The sequence below is a fragment of the Methylobacterium sp. C33D genome (assembly GCF_053345825.1).
On record NZ_JBKFAV010000043.1, the window covers coordinates 26,524 to 52,810 of the forward strand.

A 26,287-nucleotide genomic window follows, 5' to 3' on the forward strand; every position below is an offset into this window, starting at 1 on the left:
CGGCCCGCCGCGCGCGCGCGCTCATACCGCGCGCGCTCACGCGTCGAGGTCCGGCCGAAGCACGTCCTCGGTCACGAAGCGGCCGGTCTCGACCTCGCGGACCACGACCTCGTAGCCCGCGCCGCGCATCTCCTTGAGCCGGTCGAGGGTGACGTAGGTCCCGGTCTCGACATCGTAGAGGCGGCTTTCGGCGTAGCGGTTGATCAGGCGCCGGGGGCGCCGCTTCCTAGGCATGCGCCGCCATCCGCGCGAGGGACGTGCGGCCGCGAGGCGGGCAGGGGCGGCGGGACCGGGTCGGCATCGGGGGTATCCGGCAGGCGCGCCGTCCGGCGGCCGAGCGGGGCGCCGGTACGGGATAGAGTCATTCCAATAAAGGGGGCCAAGCCGATGCGGTGCCATTAAATTCGGGTTCATGGTGGCCCGCCCGGGGCGATTTGCGCGGCGAAGTCCGGCACAAAGGAAGGGCGTCGGTGACCCGCGTCGGGGGATCGGGGCGAAGCATGCACCGAAGCGGGGGCCGCGCGTGGCGAAGCTGCTGCTGATCGAGGACGATTCGGAGACGGCCGGGGACGTGCGCGACGACCTGCGCGGGCGCGGCCACGACGTCGTCTGGGCCGCGACCGGACCGGACGGGGCCCGGGCGGCCCGGGACGGCGGCTGGGGCGCGATCATCCTCGACCGGATGCTGCCCGGGCAGGACGGCCTGAGCGTGCTCCAGGATCTGCGCCGGGACGGGGACCGGACCCCGGCCCTGGTCCTGAGCGCGCTGGGCGACGTCGACGAGCGGATCCGCGGCCTGCGGGCCGGCGGCGACGACTACCTCGCCAAGCCCTTCGCGCTCGGCGAGCTCGCGGCGCGCATCGAGGCGCTGCTGCGGCGCCCGGTCGACAGCCGCGAGACGGTCCTGCACGTGGGCAGCCTCGCGATCGACCTGATCGCCGGCACGGGCCGGCGCGGCGCCCGCGACCTGGAGCTGCTGCCGCGCGAACTCAAGCTCCTCGAATATCTGATGCGCCGCCCCGGCCAGATCGTGACCCGGGCGATGCTGTTCGAGGAGGTCTGGAACTACCGGTTCACGCCCAAGTCCAACCTGATCGACGTCCATGTCGGGCGCCTGCGCCGGAAGCTGGAGGCGGCCGGCGAGCCGCCCCTGATCCACAGCGTGCGCGGCACCGGGTTCACCCTCTCGCCCGATGCTTGACCTGCCCCGCCCGGCCGACCTGCTGCGCTCCACCGCGCTCCGCTGGGCGCTCGGCATCGCCCTGTGGTCGGCCCTGCTCGCCCTGGCGATGTTCGCCTTCGTCTACTGGCAGACGGCCGACTACCTGCGCGAGGAGCTCGCCGAGACGCTCCGGCTGGAGGTGCGGGCGGCCGCGGCCGACCCCGCCGCCGCGGGGAACCGGGTCGACACGTGGATCGCCATGGACGTCCACGCCACCCATTACGGCGGCCTGTTCGCCCCGGACGGGGCGCGCCGGGCCGGCAATCTCGGGGCGATCCCGGACCGCTTGGCGCGCGACGGCGACGCGTACCGGGTGAGCGCGACGGTCGACCTCGCCGGGCGGCGGCTCCAGGACGAGATCTGGGCGGCCGCGCTCGGGCTCCCGGACGGCAGCACCGTGGTGATCGCGCACGACACCGACGAGATCGACCGGGTGCGGGCCACGACCCTGCGCGCCCTGGGCCTCGGGCTCGTGCCGACGCTGGCGCTCTCGATGCTGGGCGGCCTGCTGCTCACGAGCCGCGCCCGCCGCCGCCTCGCCGCCACGGAGTCCGCCGTGGCCGAGGTGATGCGCGGCGATCTCGGCAAGCGCCTGCCGGTCGGGCCGCGCGACGACGAGTTCGACCGGCTGACCCGGACCGTGAACCGGATGCTGGACGAGATCGAGCACCTCATGGGCGAGGTCCGCAGCGTCGGCGACGCGGTCGCTCACGACCTGCGCACGCCGCTCACCCGCCTGCGCGCCCGGCTCGAGCGCACCCGGTCCCAGGCCCGAACCGTCGCGGAGTTCCACGAGGCCATCGACCAGGGGCTCGTGTGGATCGACCAGACCCTCGCCATGGTCACCGCCGTCCTGCGGATCGGCGAGATGGAGGATGGCCGGCGGCGGGGGGCGTTCACCCGGTTCGATATCGGCGAGGTGGCGACCGTCGCGGTCGAGTTCCACGCGCCGCTCGCCGAGGAGAAGGATATCGACCTCGCGCTCGCGGTGCCCCCCGAGCCGCACCGGATCCACGGCGACCGCGACCTGTGCTTCGAGGCGTTCTCGAACCTCCTCGACAACGCCCTGAAGTTCACGCCGCCCGGGGGCCGCGTCGCCGTCGCGGTGCGGCGCGCCGCGGCGGCCGTCGTCGTGACCGTCGCCGATACCGGACCGGGGCTGCCGCCAGGGGAGCGCAGCCAGGTGTTCCGCCGCTTCTACCGCGCGGAGGCGGCGCGCGGGACCGCCGGCCACGGCCTGGGCCTGAGCCTCGTGGCGGCGATCGCCGACCTCCACGGCGCCCCCGTGACCATCGCGGAGGCGGCGGGCGGAGGCTGCCTCGTGACGCTGCGCTTCCCGCCGGCCGGCGCCGACCCGGAGGACCGCGCGGCGCGGTGAGCGCGGCGCGAATCGCCTCGATCCACCGCGATTCACGACCGCGCGCGCCGGCCGGAACGCCGCGAAAGCCGCGGTTAAGGCTCGGCGTGCCAGAGCGCGGCAACGAAGCGCCGTCCGCGGGGGGCCGATGAACGTCTGGCGACGCGTCGCCCCGTGGCTGCGCTCGGCCCGCACCTGGATCGGCCTCGGCATCCTGGCCCCGCTGGGCATGGTCGTGACGTCCGGCCTGATGCTGGCGGACCTGCGCCGCGACGCCTGGGCCAGCGCGGAGCAGACCTCCTGGAACCTCCTGCAGGTTCTCGAACGCGACATCGCGCGCAACATCGAGATGTACGACCTCTCGATCCGCGCGGCCGTCGACAATCTGAAGGTGCCGGGCCTGACGGAGGCAGACCCGCGCCTGCGCCAGCTCGTCCTGTTCGACCGCGCCGCGACCGCCCGCGACATGGGCGTGATGCTGATCCTCGACGCGCGGGGCGACGTCGTCGGCGACATCGCGGCCGTGCCGCCGCGCCCGGGCAATTACGCGGATCGCGAGTACTTCCAGGCCCACCGGGCGAGCACCGGGCTCGGCCTCCATGTCGGGCGCCCGATCGTGTCGCGGCTCACCGGCGAACGGATGCTGCCGTTCAGCCGCCGCATCGACGGACCCGACGGCAGCTTCGGCGGCGCGGTCCTGGGCACCGTGAAGCTGTCCTACTTCGCGCACCTGTTCAGCGAGATCGACCTCGGGCCGGGCGGGGCCATCAACCTGTACCTGACCGACGGCACCCGCATCATGCGCTACCCCTACGTGGAGGCCGATCTCGGGGCGAATATCGGGCAGACCGCGATCTTCAAGCGGTTCCTGCGCGAGGGGCGGGGCAGCTTCGTCAGCACCTCCGTGCGCGACGGCGTGGAGCGGAACTACACGTTCACGCGGATCGGGACCCTGCCGCTGATCCTGAACGTCGCCCTGTCCACCCGGGACGTGGAGGCGGAGTGGGCCGCGAAGGCGACGATCATCGGTGGCATCGTGCTGGCGCTGTGCGGCCTCACGATCGCCCTGTCGCTCCTGTTCGGGCGGGAGTTGCGCCGCCGCGAGGCGCTGCGGGCCGAGATGGCGGCGCTGTCGCGCACCGACACCCTGACAGGCCTGCCGAACCGCCGCTGCTTCGAGGATGCCCTCCGGCGGAACCTGGACGCCGCCCGGCGCGACGGCCATGCCCTGTCGCTGCTCATCGTCGACGCGGACCACTTCAAGCGCTTCAACGACCGCTACGGGCACCCGGTGGGCGACGCGATCCTGCAGGGCCTCGCCCGCTGCCTCGCGGCGAGCGTGCACCGCCCCCAGGATCTCGTCAGCCGCATCGGCGGCGAGGAGTTCACCCTGCTCCTCCCCGAGACGGACGAGGCCGGCGCCCTGCGCGTCGCCGACACGGTCCATGCCGAGGTGGCGAAGCTGACCGTCCCGTCGGCCGGGATCGGGGCCGGCGCCGTGACGGTGAGCATCGGGCTGGCGGCCGTCCGGCCGGGTGCCGACCGGAGCGCGCCGCTGCCGGACCCGTACCGCTTGGCGGACGGCGCCCTGTACGAGGCCAAGAACGGCGGTCGCAACCAGACCCGCAGCGTCGCGCCGCCGCCCCCGCGGGGCGCCCTGCAGCTGGTGCGGATCTCCTGACCGGCGCACCGCCGCGCTTTCGCGGCGCGCTTTGACGGAATCGACACGAACTCCGTGGTCTCCTGGCCGCGACGGCGGGCGGCCCGGAGCGGGGCCGGCGGCGTCGCGTCGGGACGAGGCGGGCGGGGATCGACCATCCGTGCCCCGGGCCGGCGGAGCGCGCGCGGATCCGGAGGGATCCGGCCCGCAACCATAGGGTAACGAGGATGGACGACAGACGCGCCGCGCCCCGCAGACGGACCCTGCTCGAGGGCCATATCGAACTCGCCGGAGGCGGCGTGATCGACTGCACGATCCGCAACATGTCGGACGGGGGCGCCCGCCTGAGGGTCGTGAGCGTGATCGGCGTTCCCGACGCCTTCGTGCTGGCCTACGGGGTCGGCGGCCGGCGGCGGCCGGCACGGGTCACGTGGCGCCAGGAGACGGAGCTCGGGGTCGCGTTCGGCGACGCCTGACGGGCGGCGGCCGAGGCTTCCACGCCCACCCGTGTTGAGGGGCGGATCGGATGGGCGTGGAAGGCCAGCGTCCGGCTGGTGACCGACCGATGCGACGACAGGGTTAACGCTTCGTTACCGCGCCACGGGGTCCGCGCGCCGGGCCTGGAGCGTCTCGGCGATCACGACGCCGGTCCGCAGCACGTGGCGGTGGGCGACGGCCCCGGCCGCGGCGGCGTCCCGCGCGGCGAGGGCCTCGAACAGGTCCCGGTGCTCCCGGGCCGATTCCTCCCAGCGGCTGCCGCTGGAGAGCGCGCGTAGGCGCGCCCACTGGGCCCGGGCCTGGAGCGCCGCGTGGGCCTCCGCCAGTGGGCGGTTCCGGGCGGCCTCGACGATCGTCCGGTGGATCTCCTGGTTCAGGGCGAAATAGGCGTCGAGCACTTGGTCCCGGTGCATCCGGTCGAGCCGCGCCTGCATGGCGCGCAGCGCGTCCATCAGGGCTTCGGAGATCCGCGGCGCCGCGAGTTCCGCGGTCAGCCGCTCGATCCCGGCCAGGGCCTCGAACAGTTCGAGGATCTCCTCCGGCGTCCAGTCCGGGACGCGGGCGCTGCGGTTCTGGTGCAGCTCGACCAGCCCCTCCGCCGCCAGGAGCTTGAGGGCCTCGCGCAGCGGGGTCCGGGAGATCCCGAGCGCCACGGAGAGGTCCGTCTCCACGAGGGACGCGCCCGCCGGCAGCACGCCGCGCACGATCATGTCCTTGAGCCGGGCCGCCGCTTGCTCGTGCAGCCCGGTCCGCGGCACCTGCGCGGCCGGGACGACCGGGGCCTTGCGAGGCCGGCCCCGGCGGCGTGCGACGACGTCCATTGATCCTCCCGCTCCATCGCGCCAGCCTAGCGCGTCCGGCCGCCCGATCGGTGATCCTTTTTCCGGCCTCTTGCGATGTCTTATCATGCATTTGCGCAAATTGCATGCAGCATGCAGAAAATGGCTTGTCGGCCGTCCAGGCCTGTCGGATGCTCGGTGCATCGGGGGTGGATGCGATGGAACGACCGAACCGCACGACGCGTCTGGGCATGCTGACGCCCTCGTCGAACAGCGTCCTCGAGCCGGCCACCGCCCATCTGCTGGGCGGGCTCGCGGGCGTGAGCGCCCATTTCGCCCGCTTCCGCGTGACGGAGATCGGCCTGTCGGCGGCGGCCCTGGACCAGTTCGACCCCGAGCCGATCCTGGCGGCGGCCGAGCTGCTCGCCGACGCCCGCGTCGCCGCGATCCTGTGGAACGGCACCTCCGGCGCTTGGCTCGGCTTCGAGGCCGACGAGCGCCTGAGCGCCGCGATCACCGACCGGACCGGATGCCCGGCCTCCACCGCCGCGCTCGCCTTCCGCGACCTGTTCCGGGCCCGGGGTTTCCGGCGGATCGGCCTCGTCACCCCCTATACCGGCGACGTGCAGCGCCGGATCCAGGCCAACTGGGGCGCGGCCGGTCTCGACTGCGGCGCCGAGCGGCATCTCGGCCTGTCGGAGAACTTCGCCTTCGCCGAGGCCGGCCCGGAGGCCATCGCCGGCATGGCCCGGGCGGTGGCGGCCGAGGGCGTCGACGCGGTGGCGATCGTGTGCACGAACCTCGCGGGCGCCGCGCTGGTCCCGGCCCTGGAGGCCGAACTCGGCGTGCCGGTGGTCGATTCGGTGGCCGTCACCCTGTGGAAGGGCCTGGACCTCGCGGGCTGCCCGGCCGCCCGCAGCGCCGCGCACCTCGCCGCGCACGGCCGCGCCTTCGCGGCGGCCGGGGAGAGCCGCCCGTGAGCGCCGGGACCACCCTGATCCTCCACGGGATCACCCAGCGCTACGGGTCGGCCCTCGCCGTCGACACGGTGACGCTCGACATCAAGGGCGGGGAACTCGTCGCGCTGCTCGGGCCCTCGGGCTGCGGCAAGACCACCCTGCTGCGGGCGGTCGCGGGCTTCCTGAAGCCCACGGAGGGGCGCGTCATCATCGGCGGCCAAGCGGTCGACCACCTGCCGCCGAACCGGCGCACCGTCGGCATCGTGTTCCAGAACTACGCCCTGTTCCCCCACATGAGCGTCGCCGACAACGTCGCCTACGGCCTCGCGGCCCGGGGCGTCGGGCGGGCCGAGCAGAGGGCACGGGTGGCCGAGATGCTGGCGCTCGTGCGACTGGAGCACCTCGCCGGGCGCTACCCGCGGGAGATGTCGGGCGGCCAGCAGCAGCGGGTGGCGCTCGCCCGGGCGCTGGCCGTGCGCCCCTCGATCCTGCTCCTCGACGAGCCCTTCGCGGCCCTCGACAAGAACCTGCGCCTCGACATGCAGATCGAGATCAAGCGCATCCAGCGCAGCGCCGGCACCACCACGCTGATCGTCACGCACGATCAGGAGGAGGCCCTGTCGATGGCCGACCGGGTCGCCGTGCTCAATGCCGGCCGCCTGGAGCAGTTCGCCCCCCCGACCGACGTCTACGACCGCCCCGAGACGCTGTTCGTCAACACCTTCGTGGGCACGGCCAACGTCCTGAACGGGCGGCTCGCGACGGAGCCGGGCGGCGCCCGCGCGGTGGCCCTGGAGGCGGGCGGCCTGCTCCCCGCCGCCACGTCTCTGCCGGACGGGACCCGGGTCGCCGCCTGCCTGCGGCCCGAGCACGTCGCCTTCGCGGAGGACGGGGCGGAAGGCAGGGCAGGGGACGGGCTCGACGGCGTGGTCGAGGTCGGCCTGCCGCTCGGCGCCACCCTGGTCCACGAGATCCGCCTCGACGGCGGCGCCCGCCTGAAGACCGCCGAGCCGCGCGCGGCGGGCGCCCGGCCGCGGCCGCCCGGCACCCGCGTGCGCCTGCGCCCGACTGCACCCGAGCGGGTCGGCGTCTTCCCCGACCCCCGACACTGAGGCCGAGCCGCCCGAAACCGAGCCTGGAGAACCGACCATGCAACTGCACCGCCGCAGCCTCCTCGCCGGCGCCCTGACCCTCGGCGCCGCGCAGGCCTTCCCGGGCCTGTCCCGCGCGCAGGCGCGCAAGCTCGTCTTCGCGACCTTCACGGGCAGCTGGGAGGAGGCGCACCGGGCCGTGCTGGTGCCGGCCTTCCGCAAGAGCTCGGGCGGCGACGTCATCCTCGACCCGATGCTGTCGGTCGACCAGATCGCCAAGGTCCAGGCGGCCCGCGCCAACCCGCCGATCGACGTGATGCTGCACGATCCGGGGCCGGCCCTCACGGCCATCGCCCAGGACCTCGTCGAGCCCTACCCGGTGGCCCAGTCGGCCCATTACGGCGACCTGATCGCGGACGCGCAGGAGCCGATGGGCCCGGCGCCGTTCTTCCAGATCGTCGGCCTGACCTACAACCCCGAGAAGGTGAAGACGCCGCCGACCTCCTGGGCCGACCTGTGGAAGCCCGAGTACCGGGGCCGGGTCGGCATCACCAACCTGAATTCCACGCTCGGCACCGGCTTCCTCGTCGAGATCGCCCGGATGCACGGCGGCTCGGAGACCGACGTCGAGCCGGGGTTCAAGGCGCTGGAGGCGCTCAAGCCGAACCTCGCCGCCGTCGCCGCCAACCCGGGCGCCCTGGCGGCCCTTTACCAGCAGGAGCAGGTCGACATCGGGCCGGGCAACTTCAATGCGATCCAGATCCTGAAGGCCCGGGGGGTGCCGGTGGAGTTCGCCGCACCGAAGGAAGGCATCATCGCCTTCAAGACGACGATCCACATCGTCAAGAACACGCCGGTGAAGGAGCTGGCCTTCAAGCTGATCGAGGCCGCGCTGTCGCCGGAGGTGCAGGCCAAGCTGATGCAGAGCCCCTACCTGATCGTGCCGACCAACCGGAAGGTCGCGATCGAGGGCGAGGTCGCCAAGGTCCTGGCGAGGGACGCGGACGAGCTGAAGCGCAAGTCGGTGTTCCAGGACTGGACCGCGATCAACCGCGGCCGGCCGGCCTGGATCGAGCGCTTCAACCGCGAGATCCGGGTGTGAGCGCCGGCCCGGCCATTGCGGCGGGCCCGGTCGCGGCGCCCCTGCGCCCGGGCCGCGCCTGGACGGCGGCCTACGACATCCGCCTCGCGCTGCCGCTCGGGGCGTTCTTCCTCGTCTTCTTCCTGGCGCCGCTGGCGCTGCTGCTGCTCGTGAGCTTCTACGCCGATCCGGCCATGACCCGGTTCGGCCTCGACCAGTACGCCCGGTTCCTGCTCGACCCGTTCTCGCTGCGGGTGCTCGGCGCGACCCTGTGGCTCGGCCTCGAGGTCACGGCGCTGACCCTCCTGCTCGGCCTGCCGCTGGCGCTGCTCCTGACCTGGGCGCCCGGCCGGCTGCGCGGCCTGCTGACCCTGATCGTGCTGCTGCCGCTGCTCACGAGCGTGGTGGTGCGGACCTTCGCGTGGATCGTGATCCTGGGGCGCCAGGGCATCGTCAACGCCGCGCTCCTCGGCCTCGGCCTCACCGACACGCCCCTGAAGCTTCTCTACACCGAGGGCGGCCTCGTCCTGGCGCTGGCGCAGGTGCAGCTGCCGCTGATGGTCCTGCCGCTGGTCACCGCCCTGTCGCGGATCGACCCGAACCTCGCCGACGCCTCGGCGGCGCTCGGGGCGGGGGCGTGGCGCACCTTCCTCCGGGTGACCCTGCCGCTCTGCCTGCCCGGCATCGTGGCGGGCTGCCTGCTGACCTTCGCGGCGGCGATCACCGCCTTCATCACCCAGTCGCTGATCGGCGGCGGGCAGATGCTGTTCATGCCCATGTACCTGTACCAGCAGGCCTCCTCGCTCAACAATTGGCCGTTCGCGGCGGCGATCGCGATCGTCTTCCTCGTGGCGGTCCTCGCCTGCGTCGCGCTCCTCAACCTCGCGGGCCGCCTGTCGGGCGGCCGCGCGCGCGCTGCCTGAGGCCACCGGGAGGTCACCATGCGGACGAGCCTGCGGCGCGATCTCGACTGGTTCAGCTTCCACGGCGCGGTGCTGCTGCTGGCCGGGCTCTGCCTCGTCCTGCTGGCGGCGCCGACCGTGATCGTCGTGGCGGTGTCGTTCACCAGCGGCTTCTCCCTGCGCTTCCCGCCGCCGGGCTACTCCCTGCGCTGGTACGCGGCGCTCGCGGAGGCCGAGCAGCTCCGGGCCGCCGCCTGGAACAGCCTCGTGGTGGCGGGCTGGACGACCCTGCTGTCGGTGGGGCTGGGCACCGCGGCGGCGCTCGCCATCGCGCGGTCGCGGCGGCTCTCCGCGCGCCTCCTCGACAGCCTGTTCCTGTCGCCCCTCGTCCTGCCGGCCCTGGCCTTCGGGCTCGCCGCCCTCATGCTGTTCAGCCTCGCCGGCATCCCGGTCTCGCCGCTGACCCTCGTGCTGGGCCACACCGTGGTCTGCGTGCCCTACGTGGTCCGGACCACCGTGGCGGCCCTGTCGCAGATGGACCCGGTGCTCCTCGAGAGCTCGACCTCGCTCGGCGCCTCGCGGCTCTACACGTTCCGCCGGGTGACCCTGCCGCTGATCCGGCCCGGGATCCTGGCCGGGGGCTTCATCGCCTTCATGGCGAGCTTCGACAACGTCCCGGTCTCGCTGTTCCTGCGCGACGCCGCCACCGACATGCTGCCGATCCGCATGTGGCAGGACCTGGAGGGCCGCCTCGACGTCACGGTGGCGGCGGCCTCCAGCCTGCTGATCCTCGTGACCGTGGTGCTCGCCGCCGTGATGGAGCGGGCCGCCGGCCTGTCCCGCCGGCTGGCGAGCTGACGCGCCCGGAGCCCTCGCATGCGCATCCTGCTCCTCAACCCCAACACCTCGGCGGCGATGACCGCGCGCATGGCGCGGGCCGCCGAGGCGGCGCTCGCCCCCGACGCGCGCATCACCGCGCTCACCGCCGCGACGGGCCTGCCCTACATCGCCGGCCGGGCCGAGGCGCAGCTCGCCGGGGCGGCCGTGCTGGAGACGCTCGCCGCCCACCATGCCGGCCACGACGCCGCGGTGATCGCCGCCTACGGCGATCCCGGTCTGGTCGCCGCGCGGGAGCTGTTCGACCTGCCGTTGGTCGGCATGGCCGAGGCCGCGATGCTGACCGCCTGCCAGCTCGGGGCGCGGTTCGCGGTCGTCACCTTCGCGCCCGCCCTTCTGCCCTGGTACGAGGACGCGGTGGCCCTGGCCGGGCTGTCGGCGCGCTGCGCCGGGCTTCACGCGGTGCGCAGGCCGTTCCAGGCCGTGACGGACGTGCAGGACGAGTTGCGGCCCGAGATCCTGGCCCTGGCCGAGCGGGCGGTCGGGGAGGGGGCCGACGTCGTGATCCTGGCCGGCGCGCCGCTCGCCGGCCTCGCCACGACCCTGCGGGACGCGGTGCCGGTGCCGCTCGTCGACCCGCTGGCGGCCGCCCTGGGCCAGGCGCAGGCCCTGGTGCGGCTCGGGACGCGCCCGCCCCGGGCCGGCCGTTTCGCCCGCCCGCCCGCGAAGCCGGCCACCGGCCTCGCCGGGCCGCTCGCCCGCTGGATCGCCCATCGCGAGGAGGAGCCATGACCCGGATCGACGCGGACGGACCGCTCTGGACCCTCTCGGCCGCCGCCCTGGGCCGCCGCTACGCCGCCGGGACGGCGAGCCCGGTCACGGCCGCCCGCGCCTGCCTGGAGCGGGCCGAGGCCGTGAACCCCACGCTCAACGCCCTCGTCGCCGTCGATCCCGAGGGCGCGGAGCGCGCCGCCGCGGCGAGCGCGGCGCGCTGGCGGGCGGGGCGACCGGTCGGGCCCCTCGACGGCGTGCCGCTGACCGTCAAGGACAGCCTGAACGTCGCCGGGTTCGCGACCGGCTGGGGCAGCCGGCTCTACGCGGGGGAGGGGGCGGGGCTGGCCGTCGACCGCGACGAGACGCCGGTGGCGCGCCTGCGCGCGGCCGGGGCGGTGATCCTGGGCAAGACCAACGTCCCGGAGCTGACCGTCCAGGGCTACACCGGCAACCCGGTCCACGGGGTCACCCGGAACCCGTGGGATCCGGCGCTGACGCCGGGGGGCTCCAGCGGCGGCGCCGTCGCGGCGGTGGCGTCCGGGATCGGGCCCCTGGCGGTCGGGACCGACGCGGGCGGCTCGATCCGCCGGCCCGCCTCGCATACCGGCCTCGTCGGCCTGAAGCCGACGGCCGGCCGGGTTCCGCGGACAGGCGGGCTGCCGCCGATCATGCTCGACCTCGAGGTGGTCGGGCCGATGGCGCGCACCGTCGAGGACCTCGCGGCGGCGATGCGGGTCCTCGGGGCGGCCGACCCCGGTTCCGTCGCGCCGCACGGCTTCGGCCCGTTCGGGAGCGCCGTCATGCCGGAGCGCCCGCTGCGGATCCTGCACGTCCCGGCCTTCGGGACGGCCCCGGTCGATCCGGAGATCGCCGACAGCGTCGCCGAGGCGGCCGGGCGCCTCGCCGGCCTCGGCCACCGGGTCGAGACCGGCCGCTTCGACGCGGCGACGGCCATCACGGAGGCGTGGCCGGTCCTCGGCCAGGCGGGCATCGCGTGGCTGATGCGCGCGCATCCCGGCCGGCTCGGCGATCTGGGCCCCGACATCCGCGCCCTGGCGGAGGCCGGGGCGACCCTCTCGGCGGCCGACCTGTTCGACGTGCAGCGGATGGCCCTGGCGCTGCGCCGGGACCTCGCCGCCCTGTTCGCCGACCACGACCTGCTGATGACTCCCGCGGCGGCCGCGCTGCCCTGGCCGGCCGAGGACACCCATCCGCCGCGCATCGCCGGGGTGCCGGTGGGCTCCCGCGGCTCGGCGACCTTCACGGGCTTCGTCAACGCCGCGGGCTGCCCGGGAATCTCGATCCCCTGCCGCCCCTCGGGCGCCGGGCTTCCCATCGGGTTCCAGCTCGTGGCGCCCTGGGGCCGCGACGAGACCCTGGTGGCGATGGCGGCGGCCTACGAGGCGGCCCATCCCTGGCGGATGGTCTGGGAGGGCCGGGCCCCGTGACCGGCCTGTCGCTCCACGCCGTCGACGCCGCCACGGGCCGACCGGCCGAGGGGATGCGCGTGCGCATCCTGCGGGCCGGGGCGAAACGGCGGGTGATCGCCGAAGGTCGCCTCAGGGCGGACGGGACCCTCGACCATCCGGTCGTGCGGACGCGGCTCGCCGCCGGCCTCTACGAGGTCGTGTTCGACATCGGCGACTACGTCGGGGCCGCGGGGGAGGGGTTCCTGGAAGAGGCCGCGATCCGGTTCCGGCTCGACGACCCAGACCGCCACTGCCACCTGCCGCTGAAATTCACCGCCTTCGGCGTCGCGCTGTTCCGCGGCGTCTGAGCCGCCGGCCGCGTCGCTCCCGGACCCGGCCCGCGACAGCGCGGCCCGGCCGCCGCCCTCCCCGGCGAGGTGACCGGGGCCTCCGGAGAGCCTAGACTCGCCCCGATCGCGGCGCGCGCAGGAGGAAGCCGATGCGGGTTCAGGCGATGACGATCCCGGCCACGGCCGGGCGGGCGACGCGCGGCGCCCCTCCGGCGCGCCTGCTGCTCGCCGCGCTGACGATCCTCGCGCTCCCGCTGGCCTTCGTGGCGGCCGCGCGGGTCCCCGCGGCGCCCGTCGATCCCGACCTCGTGCGGGTGATCCGGTTCATGGCGCTGCTGAAGGGTGGCTTCGCCCTGGCGGCGCTGGCCGGCTGCTTCTGGCGCCTCGGCCGGCCCGCCGGATGGCGCAGCGTCGTCTACGTGGCCGGACCGCCGCTCATGGCGCTCGGCGCGGCCGGCCTGTGGTCCCTGCGCGATCCCGGCTTGGCGGCGCTCGGTCTCCATCTCGGCCTGTTCGCGGTCCTCGCGGCGGCGCTGACCGACCGCGAGGCCCTGCCCGACCGGCTCCGCGCCGGGCGCCGTCAGATCGTCTCGTAGGCGAACAGGACCGAGATCAGCGTCAGGCCGATCAGCCCGATGACGAAGCAGATGTCGGCGCAGCGCTCCAGGCTGACCGAGAGGTCGCCGGCGTCGCCCAGGCGGATCGACAGGTAGGACGCGATCGCGCTGACCAGGAACAGGATCGCCGTCAGGGCGGCGGCCTCGTCGACGTGGCTCGGCCCGATCCAGCCCTCGGCGATCTTCACGAGGCCGATCAGCGTGGTGCAGACGCCCACCATCGTGCCGGCATTGGGGAGGATGTGGCGCGACAGGCTATCCTCGCCGGACCCGGTGGCCTTCCGCCTTTCGGCCATGCGCTCCTCGTACAGCTCCGCGCCGGCCGATGGTCCCCTATACCGCGCCCGTGGAGGTTCGTCATGAAGCGCCCGCTCACCACCAACTTCTCCGCGCCGCCGCCGGAGCAAGCTCACCCGCCCGAGCCGGCGCCCGCGGCGGCGTCGTGGCGCGACGTCGCCCCGTTGGCGGCCGCACTGATCGCCACCCTGGAGGCGATCGAGGCCGGGCCGAAGGCCGGTCCGGCGATGCGGGCGCACCGCTCCGCCATGCGCCGCCAGGGCGAGGCGGCCGCGGCGCTCGGCGGGTCCGAGGCGCTCGAGGCCGTCCTCCATCAGGTCGCGGACGCCGACGCGGCCCGGGCCGAGCAGCGCCTCGCGCTCGTCCGTGAGGCCTGGGCAGGGCTGCCTGGGGGAGGGGCGTGAGGGTTCGTTCCCCGAGAGAGCGCGGCGCCGGCCGATCGGGGATCGCGCGCCGGGTCAGCGGATTCCGTGCGCCCTGATCGACACAGGTCTTCGATTCTGGCAGGTCTGACCCGCGTCACGCCGTTCCCGGTCTGGTCCGCTCAAACCGTGCGGCGCGCAGCCGGGCCGTCCGGCCCCGGCGCCTGCGTCGATCCAGTCAGAGAGCCGTTCGATGTCGCTGCCGCTGGTTTCCCTGATCGTGCCGACCCTGAACCGTGTCGAGCTGCTGGCGCAGACCCTGAGCTCCGTCTCGACGCAGGATTACGGCAACCTCGAGCTGATCATCAGCGACAACGCCAGCACCGATGCCACGGGAAGCTTCCTGGGCCAGCTCCGGAACGATCGGCTCACGGTCCTCACCCGGTCGTTCACGCTGCCCATGGAAGCGAACGTGACCGACGCGGTCCAGCACGCGCGCGGCAAGTACATGCTGCTGCTGAGCGACGACGATCTCATCTCGAACACGTACGTTTCGACGATGGTGGCGGCGTTCGAGGCCGACGACGCGGTTCAGGTCGGGCTGGGGCGCAGGGTCCTGATCGACGGCGCGAGCCAGATCCTGCACCAGGCCGAGCCGCTCGCGGCGAAGGCCCAGGTCGAGGACGCGGAGTCGTGGCTGACGCGGTACTTCGCCAGTCCGACGGCCCACAACCAGATCAACACCGTGTTCTCGACCTTCTACCGGCGCTCCGCGTGGCTGGACGCCGGCGGTCAGCCGACGCTGTCGGGCTCCTACTTCTCCGACACGATCCCGTTCGTCGGCGTTCTCAACCGCGCGTCGAAGGTGTTCTACGCGCCCGAGGCCGTCTTCCTGTATCGGTTGCACCAGAATCAGGAGAGTCATCAGGCGACTTCGGCGGCGAAGCAGGCCTATGCGGGCATGTTCCAGTTCTTCGAGCAGGTGAAGCCGAAGCTCGGCGATCTTGCCCATTCGGACCCGCTCAAGTCCGCACTCATCCGGTATGTCCTGATGATGTTCTTCAACGCGTGCGGCCCGTTCGCCAAGGAGCAGAAGATCAGCGCGCCCGATCTGTACGGGTTCTTCTGGGACGCGCTGAGCCGCCCCTCTCCCTCGGAGGCCGGCGCGGCGGGGACGGGGGATCGGGTCCAGATGCGGCCGGCGGATCCCGCCGTCGCGTGAGCCCCGATCGATGCCCAGCCAGTCCGGACCGTTGAGATGAGCCTCGAGCGCTATCGCGGCACCCGTGTCCTCGTCACGGGTCATACCGGCTTCAAGGGCGCGTGGCTCGTCGCCTGGCTGCTCGACCAGGGCGCCGACGTGATGGGCCTCGCCCTGCCGCCCCCGGCCGACAGGCCGAGCCTGTTCGGCGATCTCGCGCTCGCCGACCGGATGCAATCCGCCTTCGTAGACATCCGCGAGGCCGAGGCCGTGCGCGGAGCCGTCGCGGCGTTCCGTCCGGAGATCGTCTTCCACCTCGCGGCCCAGGCGCTGGTTCGGCGCTCCTACGCCGACCCGCTCGAGACCTTCGCGGTCAACGTCATGGGCACCGCCCACGTGCTGGAGGCGGCGCGCCACACCGACTCGGTCCGCGCGGTCGTCTGCGTGACCTCGGACAAGTGTTACGAGAACCGCGAGTGGGTCTGGGGCTACCGCGAGTCCGACCCGCTGGGCGGCAAGGACCCGTACAGCGCCAGCAAGGCCGCCGCGGAGATCGTGGCCGGCAGCTACCGGCAGGCCCTGATGCCGGGATCGCGCCTGCGCCTCGCCACCGCCCGGGGCGGCAACGTGATCGGAGGCGGCGACTGGTCCGAGGATCGGCTCGTGCCCGATCTCGTCCGCGCCATCCGGAGCCGCGCGCCGCTCGTGCTGCGGAACCCGGACGCGGTCAGGCCCTGGCAGCACGTGCTCGAACTTCTGCACGGCTACATGCTGCTCGGCGCGCGGCTCCTGGCCGCCGACGACGCGGCGGTCGGCGCCTGGAATTTCGGCCCGGCCCGCGCCAGCGAGGTCGCGGTGCGGCGGCTGATCGAGGAGGCGCTGGCCGCCTGGGGCGGCGACCCCATCCCGGTCCGCATCGAGCCCTCGGCCCTGCGCGAGGCCGGGATCCTCAAGCTCGACGCGGCCAAGGCGGAGGCGGCGCTGGGCTGGCGCCCCCGGCTCGGCTTCGCCCGCACGGTGCGCCTGACGATGGAGTGGTATCGCGACTACAGCGCGCGTCCCGCCGACGCCCGGGCGCTCGTCGAGGCCCAGATCGCGGAGTATGGCCGGCTCGCCGCCGGCCGAGCAGACGAGGACAGCGCCTGACCATGCACGCACGTCGCCCCACCCTCCGCTCACGCCCCGCGGGCCGGGGAGATGGCCGGGGAAACGGCCGGTGAAGGCCGTGATCCTGGCGGGCGGCCTCGGCACGCGCCTGTCCGAGGAGACCGCCACGCGGCCCAAGCCGATGGTCGAGATCGGCGGCCGGCCGATCCTGTGGCACATCATGAAGGGCTACAGCCGCCACGGCATCAACGACTTCGTGATCTGCCTCGGATACAAGGGGTACATCATCAAGGAATACTTCGCGAACTACTTCCTCCACATGAGCGATGTGACGATGCACATCGCCGAGAACCGGATGGAGATTCACCGGAAGACCGCCGAGCCCTGGACCGTGACGCTGGTCGATACGGGCGACCAGAGCATGACGGGGGGCCGCCTGAGGCGCGTCCGGCATCACCTGGAGGGTGAGGAGATGTTCGCGCTCACCTACGGCGACGGCGTCAGCGACGTCGATATCACCGCGCAGATCGCCTTCCACCGCGCTCACGGCAAGCGCGCCACCGTCACGGCGGTGCGGCCCGACAAGCGCTTCGGCTATCTCGCCCTCGACGGCGATCGGGTCACGGCCTTCGAGGAGAAGCCCGACAACGAGGGCGGCTGGATCAACGGCGGCTTCTTCCTCCTCGCGCCGTCGGTGATCGACACGGTCGCGGGCGACGAGACGGTCTGGGAGCGCGAGCCCCTGGAGCGCCTGGCCCGGGAGGGCGACCTGCAGGCCTTCATCCACGACGGCTTCTGGCAGGCGATGGACACGCTCCGGGACAAGACGAACCTCGAGACACTCTGGGCGTCGGGACGGGCCCCGTGGAAGACGTGGTAGTGCCGCCGCCCTTCGGCCGCCTGCTCATCACCGGCGCGACCGGCTTCGTCGGCGGACGGCTGACCCGGGGCTTCGCCGAGGCCGGCATCGCCGTCGGCGCCCTGGTGCGGGCGGACTCCGACACCGCGGCCCTCGACCCGCGCGCGACGATCCTGCGCCACGACGGCGCGACGGACACGCTGCACGCCGCGATGCGCGCCTTCGCGCCTGAGGCGGTGATCCACGCCGCCACCCACTTCGTCGGCGTGCACGGGCCGGACCATGTGGCGCCGCTGATCCAGGCCAACCTTCTGTTCGGCACGCAGCTCCTCGACGCGATGGCGCGATGCGGGGTCCGGCACATGGTCAATTTCGGCACGATCTGGCAGCATTTCGCGGGTGATCGCTACGATCCGGCGACCCTGTACGCGGCGACCAAGCAGGCCTTCGAGGATATCGCGGCCTACTACGCCGAGGCGGAAGGCTTCACGATCCTGACCTTGAAGCTGCCAGACACCTACGGACCGGCGGATCGCCGCGGCAAGCTCGTCTCGGCCCTGCTCCAGGCCCAGCGGGAGGGGCGACGGCTCGACCTGTCCCCGGGCGAGCAGACTCTCAACCTGCTCCACGTCGACGACGTGCTGTCGGGGAGCCGCGCCGCGCTGGACAGGATCCGCGCGGCGCCCGGGCGCACGCGGGAATCCTTCGCGCTGCGCGGGCCCGAGACGCTGTCGCTGCGCGCGCTCGTGGCGCGGATCGAGCGACTCGGCGCGCGGCCCGTTCCGGTGGCCTGGGGGGCGCGGCCCTACCGGGCCCGGGAGGTGATGCGGCCCTGGATGGGGCCGCTCCTGCCCGGCTGGTCCGCCGCCGTCGGCCTGGATCGCGGCCTCACCGAACTCATGGCGGCGCAGTGATGTTCGAGATTCGGACCAGCGACCTTCCGGGGGTGCTCCTCCTCCGCGCGCCCGGCAGCCGCGATGCCCGCGGCAGCTTCCACAAGCTGATGCACGCGCCGAGCCTCGCCGCGGCGGGGCTCCGGACCGATTTCGCCGAGGTCTACTGCTCCACCTCGGCGGGGGGCGTGATCCGCGGCATGCATTTCCAGGTGCCGCCCCACCAGCACGCGAAGCTCGTCTGGTGCCTGTCCGGCACGGTGACGGACGTCGTCCTCGACCTGCGCCGGGCCTCGCCCGGCTACGGCCGCGCCGTCGCCCTCGACCTCGACGGGGCGGCGCCCGCCGGCGTCTACATACCGGAAGGCTGCGCCCACGGCTTCGCCGTGCGCTCCAGCGCGGCGACGCTGCTCTACCTGGTCACGTCGGTCCACGCCCCCGCCGCCGATGCCGGCATCCGCTGGGACAGCTTCGGGTTCGACTGGGGCATCGCGCACCCGACCCTGTCGGATCGGGATCGCCTGCATCCCGACCTCGACGCGTTCGCCACGCCGTTCTGAGCCGTGCGGCCGGTCAACGACAGGGGCACCGACAGGCGCTCCGGGAGGACCGCAGACGCGATTGCAGCAGGTCCCGGCGCCGATCGCAGTCTCACGCCCGGCCGATCCCGCGCTATAGCTGCCCGAGACCCGCGACCGGACAACAGTGTTTCGCCCCCATGACCGACGCCCTGCGCACCGAGATCCTGAACCTCGCCCGGGCGCATTTCGAGGCCCGGGGGAAGCCGGCCTTCGTGCCGGGCGAGACCTACATCCCGCCCTCCGGCAAGGTCATGGACGCGGAGGATTGCGCCCACCTCATCGACGCCTCCCTCGACATGTGGCTGACGGCGGGGCGCTACGCCGACCGGTTCGAGCGGGAACTCGCGGCGGCGTTCGGACGGAAGCAGTCGCGGCTGACCGTCTCGGGCTCGGCCGCCAACCTCCTGGCCTTCGCGGCGCTGACCTCGCCGAAGCACGGCGCGCGCCGCCTGCGGCCGGGCGACGAGGTGATCACCGTCGCGGCGGGCTTCCCGACCACCGTCGCGCCGATCGTGCAGCACGGCTGCGTGCCGGTCTTCGTCGACGTCGACGTCGAGACGCACAACGTCGATGTCGACCTGCTCGCGGCGGCGGTGACGCCGAAGACCCGCGCGGTGATGATCGCGCACTCGCTCGGCAACCCCTTCGACGTGGTCCGGGTGGCCGAGATCTGCCGCCGCCACGGCCTCTGGCTGGTGGAGGATTGCTGCGACGCGTTCGGCGCGACCATCGGCGGGCAGGGGGTCGGGACCTTCGGCGACGTCGCGACCCTGAGCTTCTATCCGGCCCACCACATCACCACCGGCGAGGGCGGCGCGGTGCTGATGGACAAGGGCCCGCTCGCCAAGATCGTCGAGTCGTTCCGGGACTGGGGGCGGGACTGCTACTGCAAGCCCGGCACCGACAACACCTGCGGCAACCGCTTCGGCTGGAAACTCGGTGACCTGCCCCGCGGCTACGATCACAAGTACACGTACTCCCACATCGGCTATAACCTGAAGGTCAGCGACATGCAGGCCGCCCTGGGGGTGAGCCAGCTGACCAAGCTCGAGCATTTCGTGGAACGCCGTCGCGCGAACTTCGCCGGTCTGGAGCGGCGCCTGCGGGAGCGCGGGCTCGACCGGCTCTTCCACCTGCCGCGGGCGACCCCGGGTTCGGAGCCGAGCTGGTTCGGCTACCTCCTGACGGTGCGGGACGGGGCCGCCATCGATCGGAACGCCCTCGTCGCGCGGCTGGAAGAGAGGCGCGTGGGGACCCGGCTGCTGTTCGCCGGCAACCTGACCCGGCAGCCCGCCTTCCGGGACGTGACCTACCGGGTGCACGCCGCGCTGACCCACACCGACAAGATCATGCGCGACAGCTTCTGGATCGGCGTCTGGCCCGGCCTGACGGACCCGATGCTCGACTACATGGCCGACACGCTCGCGGCGGTGACGCGGGAGCTCGGCGCCGGCTGACGGCCTCCTCCGGCCCCTGCGCCGCCGCAGGCTTGAGCGGACCGCGCGCGCGCACCACATCCACGGGTGCGACAGCGCGGGGCCGAGCATGTACGACCTCATCCACACCCTCCGCCTCTGGCTCTGGCGCCGCCAGGAGCGGGCCCTGGCGCGGGCGTGCCGGGTGTCCGGGACCAGCGACGGCGACTGGATCGCCGCCACCGTCGCGGCCTCCGCGACGAGCGCGGGCGCGCCGGTCTCGTATTCGAGCGGCGCCGGCCTGTAGCGGATCCCGTTCCGCCGGGGGCGGTCAGACCTCCGGGGAGGGTTCGGCGGCGGCGGCACCCGGCTCGGGCGCCGGGCCGGTGTCGAGGGTGCCGCTGTGGACCAGGGCGCCGGCCCAGGCTCCCGCGATGATCCGGACCTGCTCGATGGCCTCGGCGCGGGTGAAGGGCCTGTCGCCGCCCCCGGGCCGGCCCTCGTCCCAGTAGACGTAGCCGGTGCGCCGGCCGCCCGCATCCTCGACGCAGGCAGCGTTGTCGAGGACGCAGATCCGGAGCGGGAGCTTGAGGCCGAGTGTGGGCATAGGGCCCATATAGGGCGCCGTTCCAGCGGGAAATCGGCCCGCCGGCCGCGCGGCGGTCCGCCTCAGGCCGGTCTCAGGTGGATCTGGCCGCGTCGAGCGCCTGCTGCAGCTGCGTCACGACCTCGTCGCCCTTGGGCGGCGGCTCGGCCTCCTCGACCCGCCGGGCGACCTCCATGACGAGGTAGGTCACCGACGGCGGCCACGGCACGCCGTTATCCAGGAGCATCCGGGCAGCGCTCACCAGCATCCGGAACTGGTCCGGCGGGATCGTGGTCCCCGCCTCGTGCTGCGCGAGGATGTGGTCGGCGATCGCGGCCGCCAGTCCGGCGACTTCGGCCATCTTGTTGGGCGGATCACCAGCCGTCATGTCGGGTCACGCTCCGTCTGCGAAAGCACGGTGCGGAGCATCCGTCGCCTCTTCGGGGTCTCAGGCCGACACGGTTCCACAAGCAACCCTGGCGAGCAAGCCGTGCGGCCGCGGCACGCCTGCGTCGCCGTGGACGCCGCGGGATTCGGGGCCCTGCGAACGCGGCGCGCACGTCACGGCGGCCGCGAGGTACGCGTCGACCGCGGCGGCGGGAAGCCCGGGGCTGCGCCAGTTCATTCGCTGGAGGCGAGCGGCGTGGGGGCTTCGCCACCGGCCGCACGTCACTCCGAGCTGGGTGCACCTGCGGCTTCGCCGTGCTAGAACGGAAACAGAACAGACCACACGGACGAGCCGGGCACGCTCTGCGAGCGAGGCTTCCCCGCGAGGCCTGTGGACGCCTGTGGATGCGGCGCGAGAACCGACCTCCGCGGCGCTGCCTCGGGTAACCTGTGGGGTCTGTGGAGAACCTGTGACGAACCGGGGTGCGGGACGACGATGACGATGAGGACGGCGTTCGTGGTGCAGCCCTTCGAGGTGCACCGGAAGCGGCTGCGGCCGGCCCGGCAGGAGCCGGCGCAGACCGAGAGCGGGGCGGTGAAGAAGGCCGAGAACATGGCCAGGCGGATGCCGGGCGCGGCGGCGCTGAAGGTGGTGGCCGACGACGAGACCGGCGAGCTGGAGGGCGTCACGATCCTCGGCCAGTGGGGCGAGATCCCCGACGACTTCGCCGAGAGCCTGCAGGGCGCCTAGGCCACAGATCACCAGCGGGGCGGGAGTGCGCCATGTCGGCGGTTCGGCGGGTCGGGAACTTCCTTCAGGTGCAGGACGGCGACGGCTGCCGCCACCTGCTGCGCGTGACCAGTGTCCAGGCGCTGAGCGACACGGACCTGATGCGCAACGAGACCTTCATCACCGCGGCGGGCCGGACCATCCGGGTGACGCAGCCGCTCGACGAGATCGTGGACTTGGTGGCGCCGGGCGAACGGGCAGCGCAGGGGTCGGGGTCGGCTTCGGGGGCGCAGGATGAGCCGTGGCCGTTCTAGCCGCGGGAGATCATCCCGCGCGCCATCTCCAGCAGCAAGCGGCGGTCCGACAGGGTGAGCGCGCACCAGACGCGCAGTAATTCCCCCGTCATCTCGATCGTGGCGAACGCCTCGGATTCATCGAGAAAGGCGTCTTGCGGTGCTCCGAGTGCGTGCGCGATCTGCCGGAGCATCGATCTCTTGTCGTTCGGCCTGTTGTTTCCGCTCTCGAAGCCAGGATCCGCCAACGCAATCTCCGCCAGACGCACGGCAGCGTCGCGCCAAATCTAGATGATCTCTATAGCGCAATAATTCGATTTCTGCATCAACGAGTTCGAATTATATTTTACCGGTATAAAGCTACCAGCGATTCGAAATCGCGCAATGATCTCAGATTGACTGCCGAACCTGACAGAGAAGTGCCGATCAAAATTGGATGGTCCGCAACAGACTTGCCCGGCATCTGAGCTGAGCGCGGCGCTAGACCATCGCTCCAAGGCCACGAGCGATCCAGCGCCTTTGGTTCAACGCCGCGGTATTCACGGATCCGCACGGGCCGTCGCCCGCCGCGCCGCATCCGGCTGCCGGCGGAGGGACGGCCCACCGGTCCCGCCGCGATCGCGCACGGACCGGGGCAGATCTTCGGGACGGGGGCCGGCGGTCAGCTGCCGCCGCCGGCCTCGCCCCCCTTGCCGACCTGGGGAACGCCGCGCTCCGGCTGGCCGGCATTCCCGCCCGCCGCCGAATCCGTCGTGAGGGTCGCTGCCCCCGTCCCGGCGGGTGCGACGACGGCGGTGCTGCCCGGACCGCTGTTCTGGCTGCCGCCGGGAACGACGACGGTTCCGGGCGGCGTGCCCGGCGTCACCGCCTGGGGCGGCCCGGGCTGCCGGATCGGCGCGGGACCGGTGCCGGTCTGCGCCGATCCGGGCGACGCCGCGACCAGCGCGAAGATGGCGAAGAGGGCATGACGCATCATGTGCTCCTTGGCATCCCGGGGCCCTGACTGCGCCTCGCGCACGGGCCCCCGTGCCCGAACGCGGGAGGGCGGGCCGGGTTTCCGACGCCGTTCGCCGGCGTGCCCGGCTCCGCGTCCGGCTTCGTCCGGCGCGCAGGGCCTCGCGCGCGGCCGGAGCGCCGATGTCCGGACCGGCGCACGAAAAGGCCCCGCGCGGCGCTGCCGGCGGGGCTGAAGGCGGGTCTGCCTCGGGAGGATGCAGGGGCGTACGCTTAGCCGGCGTTGCGCCGCGGCTGCACTGGCGACACGACATGCCGGCCCCGCGGAAACGGCCGGTCGCGGCGGCGTTACGCTTGCATGTCGGGACAGTATCGCCCCGTGCGGCGGCCGGCCCGGACCGCGGCGCCGCGCTAACCCTCTGGCCATCCTTGGATAACCATAGCGACCGCCGGCTTGTGGACGCCGCCGCCGCGTCATCGACAGCGTCGCGCCGCTGTGGTGCTGATCGGCGGCGAGGAATCCCATGAAACACATCATCGTTCTGGCGATTGCGGCCACGGCCCTGACGGCCTGCAACGCGGCGAACCGGCCCGGCCGCGGCGAGCTCTTCATGAGCGAGGCCGACGTCGCGGCGAAGGACGACGCGATCTGCCGGGGCTACGGCGCCGAGCCGGGAACGCCGGAATACGTGCAGTGTCGGGGAACCCAGGACCAGCGGCGCGACGCGGCCCAGGCACCGCGCCGCAGCGGCTGAGCGCGTAGGCGGCCGCGCGACGACGGTACCTCGGGGACCAACGCCCCGCTCGCGCGTTGTCCGCGCGGACCGCCCATCCTGGAGCGCGTGATGCTCGCCCGATCCGCCCTGATGCTCATCCTCCTGACGTCGGGAGCGCAGGCCGCCGCCTTCGACGATCTGAAGGGCTACCTGGCATCCTGCCTGCGGTTCGAGATGGGCGGCGCCCAGGCCGAACGCGGCGGCCCGCTGTCGGCGAAGGTCCGCCGCGCCCTGGACCGGTGCTCCGACGACGTCGCGCGCCTCGAGCGGGCGGACGGGCGCCGGCTGCGCGGCGATGGCGGGATCAGCCCGTCGACCAAGGAGGTCGTCCGGAGCGTCGTGGGCGGTGGGGCCGGCGGCGTCCGTACCGTCCGCTACTGAGCGCGCACGGTCTGCGCGGCGGGGCGATCGGGCGGCGATCACCGACCGTTAACCTTCCGGCCGCACCTCACGGGTCCCGCCCGCGAGGAGATTCCAGTGCCGAAGCGCCTGACGATCACCGTCCCGCACGATCTCGGGACCGCCGAGGTGCGCCGCCGCATCGACCTGCACATGGACTGGGCGCTCCGCCGCCTGGAGGCGGAGAAGATCCGCGTCGAGGCCGAGGACTGGCTCGGCGATCGCCGCGCCTTCTCGGGCAGCGGTTACGGGCAGACGGCGCGCGTCGCGATCCAGGTGGCGGACGGCACGCTGGAGGTCGAGGCGCTGGTGCCCTGGATGGCCAGACTGTTCGCGCCCGTCATCGAGTCGGTCGGGCGCCACTACGTCGGGCGCCTCCTGTCCGACGAGGCCGCTTGACGCACGGCGCGGCCCACGGCCGCCCGCGCGGGATCCGGACGGCGACCGGTCCGTGGGCGTCCGGGGGCGGTTGTGGCCGGGTCGCGCCGGGGCTAAACGCGCCGGCTCGGTGGCGGCGCAGAGGCCCGTATGAGCGATGACGTGGCGGCCCTGCTCCTCGCGCTCGCGACCGAGAACGCCGAGCTCCGCCAGCAGCTCGCCACCGCGCAGGACATGCTGATGGAGACCGCCATCGATGCCGGCCACCTCCACGCCCGCATCGAGGCGATCCAGGCCGAGCGCGACGCGTGGCAGGCCGAGGCCGAGCGGCTGGCGCGACGCCCTCCGCGCACCGTGTGATCGGTCGCGCCACATTGTGCGCGGGCGCGTCGTGCGGGCGGCCGAACCCGAGATCGCGGCGTGGCCGGGGAGGGCGCGCTCAACCCCCGGTCGCGCATCGGAGCGCGCCTCGACGAGCCCCCCCGCCGGGCGGGCTCACGGCTTCCCGGGCTGCGGGCGGGGCTCGCGCACGCCGGCCGTCTGGCCGCTGAGGGGATTGAGGATCAGCATGGCGGCCGTCTGCGGCGGGTTTACCGCTGGAACGCCGGCCGCGGGCGTCGGGATCACGCCGCGGCGTGCCGTGGCGCGCGGGCAGCGACGGGGCCGCCGGACCGGAGCGTGCCGGAAACCCCGCCCCGGCGCGGCTCGCCGCGGTCGACACGGTCGACATGTCGCCTACCTCAAGGCGTGGCGCCCTGGCGGCCGCCAGGGGCAGAACACCTGGAGGATCGATATGGCCATCGATAGATCCGGTGAGCGTGCCGCGCTCGATGCCGAGGTTGAGGACACCCAGGGCACCATCGCGAAGCTTCGCGAGGCGGCCGACGGAACGCCGCCCGGACACAGCGCACGCGTGGCGCTGAGGAAGGCCGAGGAGAAGCTGGCCGAGCTGGTCAAGCACATCACCCGGCGCGACCACACGGGGTAGCGCGGCCCCGGGCGCGGGGACCGTCGAGCAGGTCCCCGCGCGTCGGCGCCGGCCGGTCCCCGATCCGGCGGGACCGCCGCGGCGGCACCGAACCCTTCACCGTGCGGGTGGCTGGCGACGAGGCGCGCGAGGCTGTCGGCGCGCTGCCCCCTGGCCGCCCTGCCCGGCGCCACCGGGAGCCGAGCGGCCACCCGGAGGTCCGGACATCCCAGAGCACACCGGCAGAACTTCATCAGTATTTAACCAGTCAGATCGAAGTTAATCGCCCGTTTACTATGTTTTTTGGGACGCAGCGAGGCTGTGTGTCCGTAAAACTACAGCTATTCCGCTCAGGGCTTGGTAGTCTTATCACCAGATCGAAACCCGGATCGCCCTGATGACCAAGCTTCTCGCCTCCCTGACCGCCTTCACTGCGCTCACCGCCGCGGCGTCCGCCGCGGACCTGCCGCGCCGCGCCGCGCCGCCGCCGGTGTTCACGCCGGTGCCGGTGTTCACCTGGACCGGCTTCTACATCGGTGTGAACGCCGGCTACGGCTTCGACGCCA

35 protein-coding genes are annotated in these 26,287 nt (G+C 73.3%); 28 read left to right on the forward strand and 7 right to left on the reverse strand.

From position 1 onward, the window contains the following. Nucleotides 1-36: 36 nt before the first annotated feature. A complete protein-coding gene (locus tag ACLBXO_RS26335; RefSeq protein ID WP_447687243.1) occupies nucleotides 37-234 on the reverse strand; it encodes a polyhydroxyalkanoate synthesis regulator DNA-binding domain-containing protein in 198 nt (65 codons plus the stop codon). Nucleotides 235-523: 289 nt separating this feature from the next. On the opposite strand from ACLBXO_RS26335, the gene ACLBXO_RS26340 reads away from it, so the two are divergent. From ACLBXO_RS26340 to ACLBXO_RS26355, 4 genes are all read left to right on the forward strand, one after another. Further along, nucleotides 524-1,201, forward strand: a complete 678-nt coding sequence (locus tag ACLBXO_RS26340) for a response regulator transcription factor (protein ID WP_029360411.1) — start codon at nucleotides 524-526, stop codon at nucleotides 1,199-1,201. Continuing rightward, complete coding sequence (locus ACLBXO_RS26345) at nucleotides 1,194-2,600, forward strand: sensor histidine kinase (RefSeq protein WP_447687244.1); 1,407 nt, start codon at nucleotides 1,194-1,196, stop codon at nucleotides 2,598-2,600. Before ACLBXO_RS26340 ends, ACLBXO_RS26345 begins: the two co-directional genes overlap by 8 nt. Nucleotides 2,601-2,727: 127 nt before the next feature. Continuing rightward, nucleotides 2,728-4,260: a GGDEF domain-containing protein gene (locus ACLBXO_RS26350; RefSeq protein ID WP_331314251.1), complete on the forward strand. Its 1,533-nt coding sequence runs from the start codon at nucleotides 2,728-2,730 to the stop codon at nucleotides 4,258-4,260. A 206-nt stretch (nucleotides 4,261-4,466) separates the two neighbouring features. Continuing rightward, entirely contained in the window at nucleotides 4,467-4,715 is a 249-nt protein-coding gene (locus ACLBXO_RS26355) for a PilZ domain-containing protein (RefSeq protein WP_447687245.1), read from the forward strand. A gap of 114 nt (nucleotides 4,716-4,829) precedes the next feature. Here ACLBXO_RS26355 and ACLBXO_RS26360 read toward each other — a convergent pair whose 3' ends face one another. Beyond that, nucleotides 4,830-5,558: a GntR family transcriptional regulator gene (locus ACLBXO_RS26360; RefSeq protein WP_447687246.1), complete on the reverse strand. Its 729-nt coding sequence runs from the start codon at nucleotides 5,556-5,558 to the stop codon at nucleotides 4,830-4,832. 176 nt (nucleotides 5,559-5,734) lie between these two features. Between ACLBXO_RS26360 and ACLBXO_RS26365 the strand changes: the two genes are divergently transcribed. The 9 genes from ACLBXO_RS26365 to ACLBXO_RS26405 all read left to right on the forward strand — a co-directional run bounded on the left by ACLBXO_RS26365 (nucleotide 5,735) and on the right by ACLBXO_RS26405 (nucleotide 13,515). After that, nucleotides 5,735-6,496, forward strand: coding sequence for a maleate cis-trans isomerase family protein (locus tag ACLBXO_RS26365; protein ID WP_447687247.1), 762 nt, complete (start codon nucleotides 5,735-5,737; stop codon nucleotides 6,494-6,496). Continuing rightward, the gene (locus ACLBXO_RS26370; protein WP_447687248.1) at nucleotides 6,493-7,587 is read left to right on the forward strand and encodes an ABC transporter ATP-binding protein; all 1,095 of its coding nucleotides are present in this window, start codon (nucleotides 6,493-6,495) and stop codon (nucleotides 7,585-7,587) included. The genes ACLBXO_RS26365 and ACLBXO_RS26370 overlap by 4 nt, the downstream gene beginning before the upstream one ends. 37 nt (nucleotides 7,588-7,624) lie before the next feature. Further along, nucleotides 7,625-8,668: an ABC transporter substrate-binding protein gene (locus tag ACLBXO_RS26375; RefSeq protein WP_331314261.1), complete on the forward strand. Its 1,044-nt coding sequence runs from the start codon at nucleotides 7,625-7,627 to the stop codon at nucleotides 8,666-8,668. Further along, nucleotides 8,665-9,570, forward strand: a complete 906-nt coding sequence (locus tag ACLBXO_RS26380) for an ABC transporter permease (protein ID WP_419539331.1) — start codon at nucleotides 8,665-8,667, stop codon at nucleotides 9,568-9,570. The genes ACLBXO_RS26375 and ACLBXO_RS26380 overlap by 4 nt, the downstream gene beginning before the upstream one ends. A gap of 18 nt (nucleotides 9,571-9,588) precedes the next feature. After that, on the forward strand, nucleotides 9,589-10,407 hold the full coding sequence (locus tag ACLBXO_RS26385; RefSeq protein WP_447687249.1) for an ABC transporter permease: 819 nt from the start codon (nucleotides 9,589-9,591) through the stop codon (nucleotides 10,405-10,407). Nucleotides 10,408-10,425: 18 nt separating this feature from the next. After that, complete coding sequence (locus ACLBXO_RS26390) at nucleotides 10,426-11,178, forward strand: aspartate/glutamate racemase family protein (protein ID WP_447687250.1); 753 nt, start codon at nucleotides 10,426-10,428, stop codon at nucleotides 11,176-11,178. After that, nucleotides 11,175-12,608: an amidase gene (locus ACLBXO_RS26395; protein WP_447687251.1), complete on the forward strand. Its 1,434-nt coding sequence runs from the start codon at nucleotides 11,175-11,177 to the stop codon at nucleotides 12,606-12,608. The genes ACLBXO_RS26390 and ACLBXO_RS26395 overlap by 4 nt, the downstream gene beginning before the upstream one ends. Further along, on the forward strand, nucleotides 12,605-12,937 hold the full coding sequence (locus tag ACLBXO_RS26400) for a hydroxyisourate hydrolase (protein WP_331314265.1): 333 nt from the start codon (nucleotides 12,605-12,607) through the stop codon (nucleotides 12,935-12,937). Before ACLBXO_RS26395 ends, ACLBXO_RS26400 begins: the two co-directional genes overlap by 4 nt. A 131-nt stretch (nucleotides 12,938-13,068) precedes the next feature. After that, on the forward strand, nucleotides 13,069-13,515 hold the full coding sequence (locus tag ACLBXO_RS26405) for a hypothetical protein (RefSeq protein ID WP_447687252.1): 447 nt from the start codon (nucleotides 13,069-13,071) through the stop codon (nucleotides 13,513-13,515). On the opposite strand, the gene ACLBXO_RS26410 is transcribed toward ACLBXO_RS26405, so the two are convergent. Then, nucleotides 13,500-13,832, reverse strand: coding sequence for a hypothetical protein (locus tag ACLBXO_RS26410; protein WP_447687253.1), 333 nt, complete (start codon nucleotides 13,830-13,832; stop codon nucleotides 13,500-13,502). The genes ACLBXO_RS26405 and ACLBXO_RS26410 overlap by 16 nt on opposite strands. Nucleotides 13,833-13,895: 63 nt before the next feature. On the opposite strand from ACLBXO_RS26410, the gene ACLBXO_RS26415 reads away from it, so the two are divergent. The 8 genes from ACLBXO_RS26415 (at nucleotide 13,896) to ACLBXO_RS26450 (ending at nucleotide 20,558) form a co-directional block, all read left to right on the forward strand. After that, nucleotides 13,896-14,237 (forward strand): hypothetical protein, encoded by a 342-nt coding sequence (locus ACLBXO_RS26415; RefSeq protein ID WP_447687254.1) that lies wholly within the window; start codon nucleotides 13,896-13,898, stop codon nucleotides 14,235-14,237. 211 nt (nucleotides 14,238-14,448) lie between these two features. Then, the gene (locus tag ACLBXO_RS26420) at nucleotides 14,449-15,417 is read left to right on the forward strand and encodes a glycosyltransferase family 2 protein (protein WP_447687255.1); all 969 of its coding nucleotides are present in this window, start codon (nucleotides 14,449-14,451) and stop codon (nucleotides 15,415-15,417) included. A gap of 36 nt (nucleotides 15,418-15,453) precedes the next feature. Further along, nucleotides 15,454-16,542 (forward strand): CDP-glucose 4,6-dehydratase, encoded by a 1,089-nt coding sequence (gene rfbG, locus ACLBXO_RS26425; protein WP_447687256.1) that lies wholly within the window; start codon nucleotides 15,454-15,456, stop codon nucleotides 16,540-16,542. 70 nt (nucleotides 16,543-16,612) lie between these two features. After that, nucleotides 16,613-17,383 carry a glucose-1-phosphate cytidylyltransferase gene (gene rfbF / locus ACLBXO_RS26430; protein ID WP_331314275.1) on the forward strand — a complete coding sequence of 257 codons (771 nt, stop codon included), beginning with the start codon at nucleotides 16,613-16,615 and terminating at the stop codon, nucleotides 17,381-17,383. Further along, a complete protein-coding gene (locus tag ACLBXO_RS26435) occupies nucleotides 17,368-18,276 on the forward strand; it encodes an NAD-dependent epimerase/dehydratase family protein (protein ID WP_447687257.1) in 909 nt (302 codons plus the stop codon). Before rfbF ends, ACLBXO_RS26435 begins: the two co-directional genes overlap by 16 nt. Next, nucleotides 18,276-18,815, forward strand: coding sequence for a dTDP-4-dehydrorhamnose 3,5-epimerase family protein (locus ACLBXO_RS26440; protein ID WP_447687258.1), 540 nt, complete (start codon nucleotides 18,276-18,278; stop codon nucleotides 18,813-18,815). Before ACLBXO_RS26435 ends, ACLBXO_RS26440 begins: the two co-directional genes overlap by 1 nt. 158 nt (nucleotides 18,816-18,973) lie before the next feature. Next, nucleotides 18,974-20,293, forward strand: a complete 1,320-nt coding sequence (gene rfbH, locus ACLBXO_RS26445; protein ID WP_447687259.1) for a lipopolysaccharide biosynthesis protein RfbH — start codon at nucleotides 18,974-18,976, stop codon at nucleotides 20,291-20,293. 88 nt (nucleotides 20,294-20,381) lie between these two features. Continuing rightward, on the forward strand, nucleotides 20,382-20,558 hold the full coding sequence (locus ACLBXO_RS26450) for a hypothetical protein (RefSeq protein WP_331314281.1): 177 nt from the start codon (nucleotides 20,382-20,384) through the stop codon (nucleotides 20,556-20,558). Nucleotides 20,559-20,582: 24 nt separating this feature from the next. Here ACLBXO_RS26450 and ACLBXO_RS26455 read toward each other — a convergent pair whose 3' ends face one another. Beyond that, the gene (locus ACLBXO_RS26455) at nucleotides 20,583-20,858 is read right to left on the reverse strand and encodes a hypothetical protein (protein ID WP_331314282.1); all 276 of its coding nucleotides are present in this window, start codon (nucleotides 20,856-20,858) and stop codon (nucleotides 20,583-20,585) included. Between the two features lie 73 nt (nucleotides 20,859-20,931). After that, the gene (locus ACLBXO_RS26460) at nucleotides 20,932-21,225 is read right to left on the reverse strand and encodes a hypothetical protein (protein WP_447687260.1); all 294 of its coding nucleotides are present in this window, start codon (nucleotides 21,223-21,225) and stop codon (nucleotides 20,932-20,934) included. A 495-nt stretch (nucleotides 21,226-21,720) separates the two neighbouring features. Between ACLBXO_RS26460 and ACLBXO_RS26465 the strand changes: the two genes are divergently transcribed. Further along, nucleotides 21,721-21,975: a hypothetical protein gene (locus ACLBXO_RS26465; RefSeq protein WP_331314284.1), complete on the forward strand. Its 255-nt coding sequence runs from the start codon at nucleotides 21,721-21,723 to the stop codon at nucleotides 21,973-21,975. Between the two features lie 32 nt (nucleotides 21,976-22,007). Beyond that, nucleotides 22,008-22,268 (forward strand): hypothetical protein, encoded by a 261-nt coding sequence (locus tag ACLBXO_RS26470; RefSeq protein ID WP_331314285.1) that lies wholly within the window; start codon nucleotides 22,008-22,010, stop codon nucleotides 22,266-22,268. Here the strand turns inward: ACLBXO_RS26470 and ACLBXO_RS26475 are convergent. Both ACLBXO_RS26475 and ACLBXO_RS26480 read right to left on the reverse strand, forming a co-directional pair. Continuing rightward, the gene (locus ACLBXO_RS26475) at nucleotides 22,265-22,441 is read right to left on the reverse strand and encodes a hypothetical protein (RefSeq protein ID WP_331314287.1); all 177 of its coding nucleotides are present in this window, start codon (nucleotides 22,439-22,441) and stop codon (nucleotides 22,265-22,267) included. The two genes, ACLBXO_RS26470 and ACLBXO_RS26475, sit on opposite strands and share 4 nt — an antisense overlap. 467 nt (nucleotides 22,442-22,908) lie before the next feature. Beyond that, nucleotides 22,909-23,223, reverse strand: coding sequence for a hypothetical protein (locus ACLBXO_RS26480; RefSeq protein WP_447687261.1), 315 nt, complete (start codon nucleotides 23,221-23,223; stop codon nucleotides 22,909-22,911). 502 nt (nucleotides 23,224-23,725) lie between these two features. Here ACLBXO_RS26480 and ACLBXO_RS26485 point away from each other — a divergent pair. The 5 genes from ACLBXO_RS26485 (at nucleotide 23,726) to ACLBXO_RS26505 (ending at nucleotide 25,742) form a co-directional block, all read left to right on the forward strand. Continuing rightward, entirely contained in the window at nucleotides 23,726-23,956 is a 231-nt protein-coding gene (locus ACLBXO_RS26485) for a hypothetical protein (RefSeq protein ID WP_020094727.1), read from the forward strand. 90 nt (nucleotides 23,957-24,046) lie between these two features. After that, complete coding sequence (locus tag ACLBXO_RS26490; RefSeq protein ID WP_447687262.1) at nucleotides 24,047-24,358, forward strand: hypothetical protein; 312 nt, start codon at nucleotides 24,047-24,049, stop codon at nucleotides 24,356-24,358. A gap of 96 nt (nucleotides 24,359-24,454) precedes the next feature. Next, the gene (locus ACLBXO_RS26495; protein WP_331314292.1) at nucleotides 24,455-24,775 is read left to right on the forward strand and encodes a polyhydroxyalkanoic acid system family protein; all 321 of its coding nucleotides are present in this window, start codon (nucleotides 24,455-24,457) and stop codon (nucleotides 24,773-24,775) included. Nucleotides 24,776-24,904: 129 nt separating this feature from the next. After that, a complete protein-coding gene (locus ACLBXO_RS26500; RefSeq protein WP_331314293.1) occupies nucleotides 24,905-25,114 on the forward strand; it encodes a hypothetical protein in 210 nt (69 codons plus the stop codon). A gap of 433 nt (nucleotides 25,115-25,547) precedes the next feature. Further along, on the forward strand, nucleotides 25,548-25,742 hold the full coding sequence (locus ACLBXO_RS26505; protein ID WP_447687263.1) for a hypothetical protein: 195 nt from the start codon (nucleotides 25,548-25,550) through the stop codon (nucleotides 25,740-25,742). Nucleotides 25,743-26,287 lie beyond the last annotated feature (545 nt).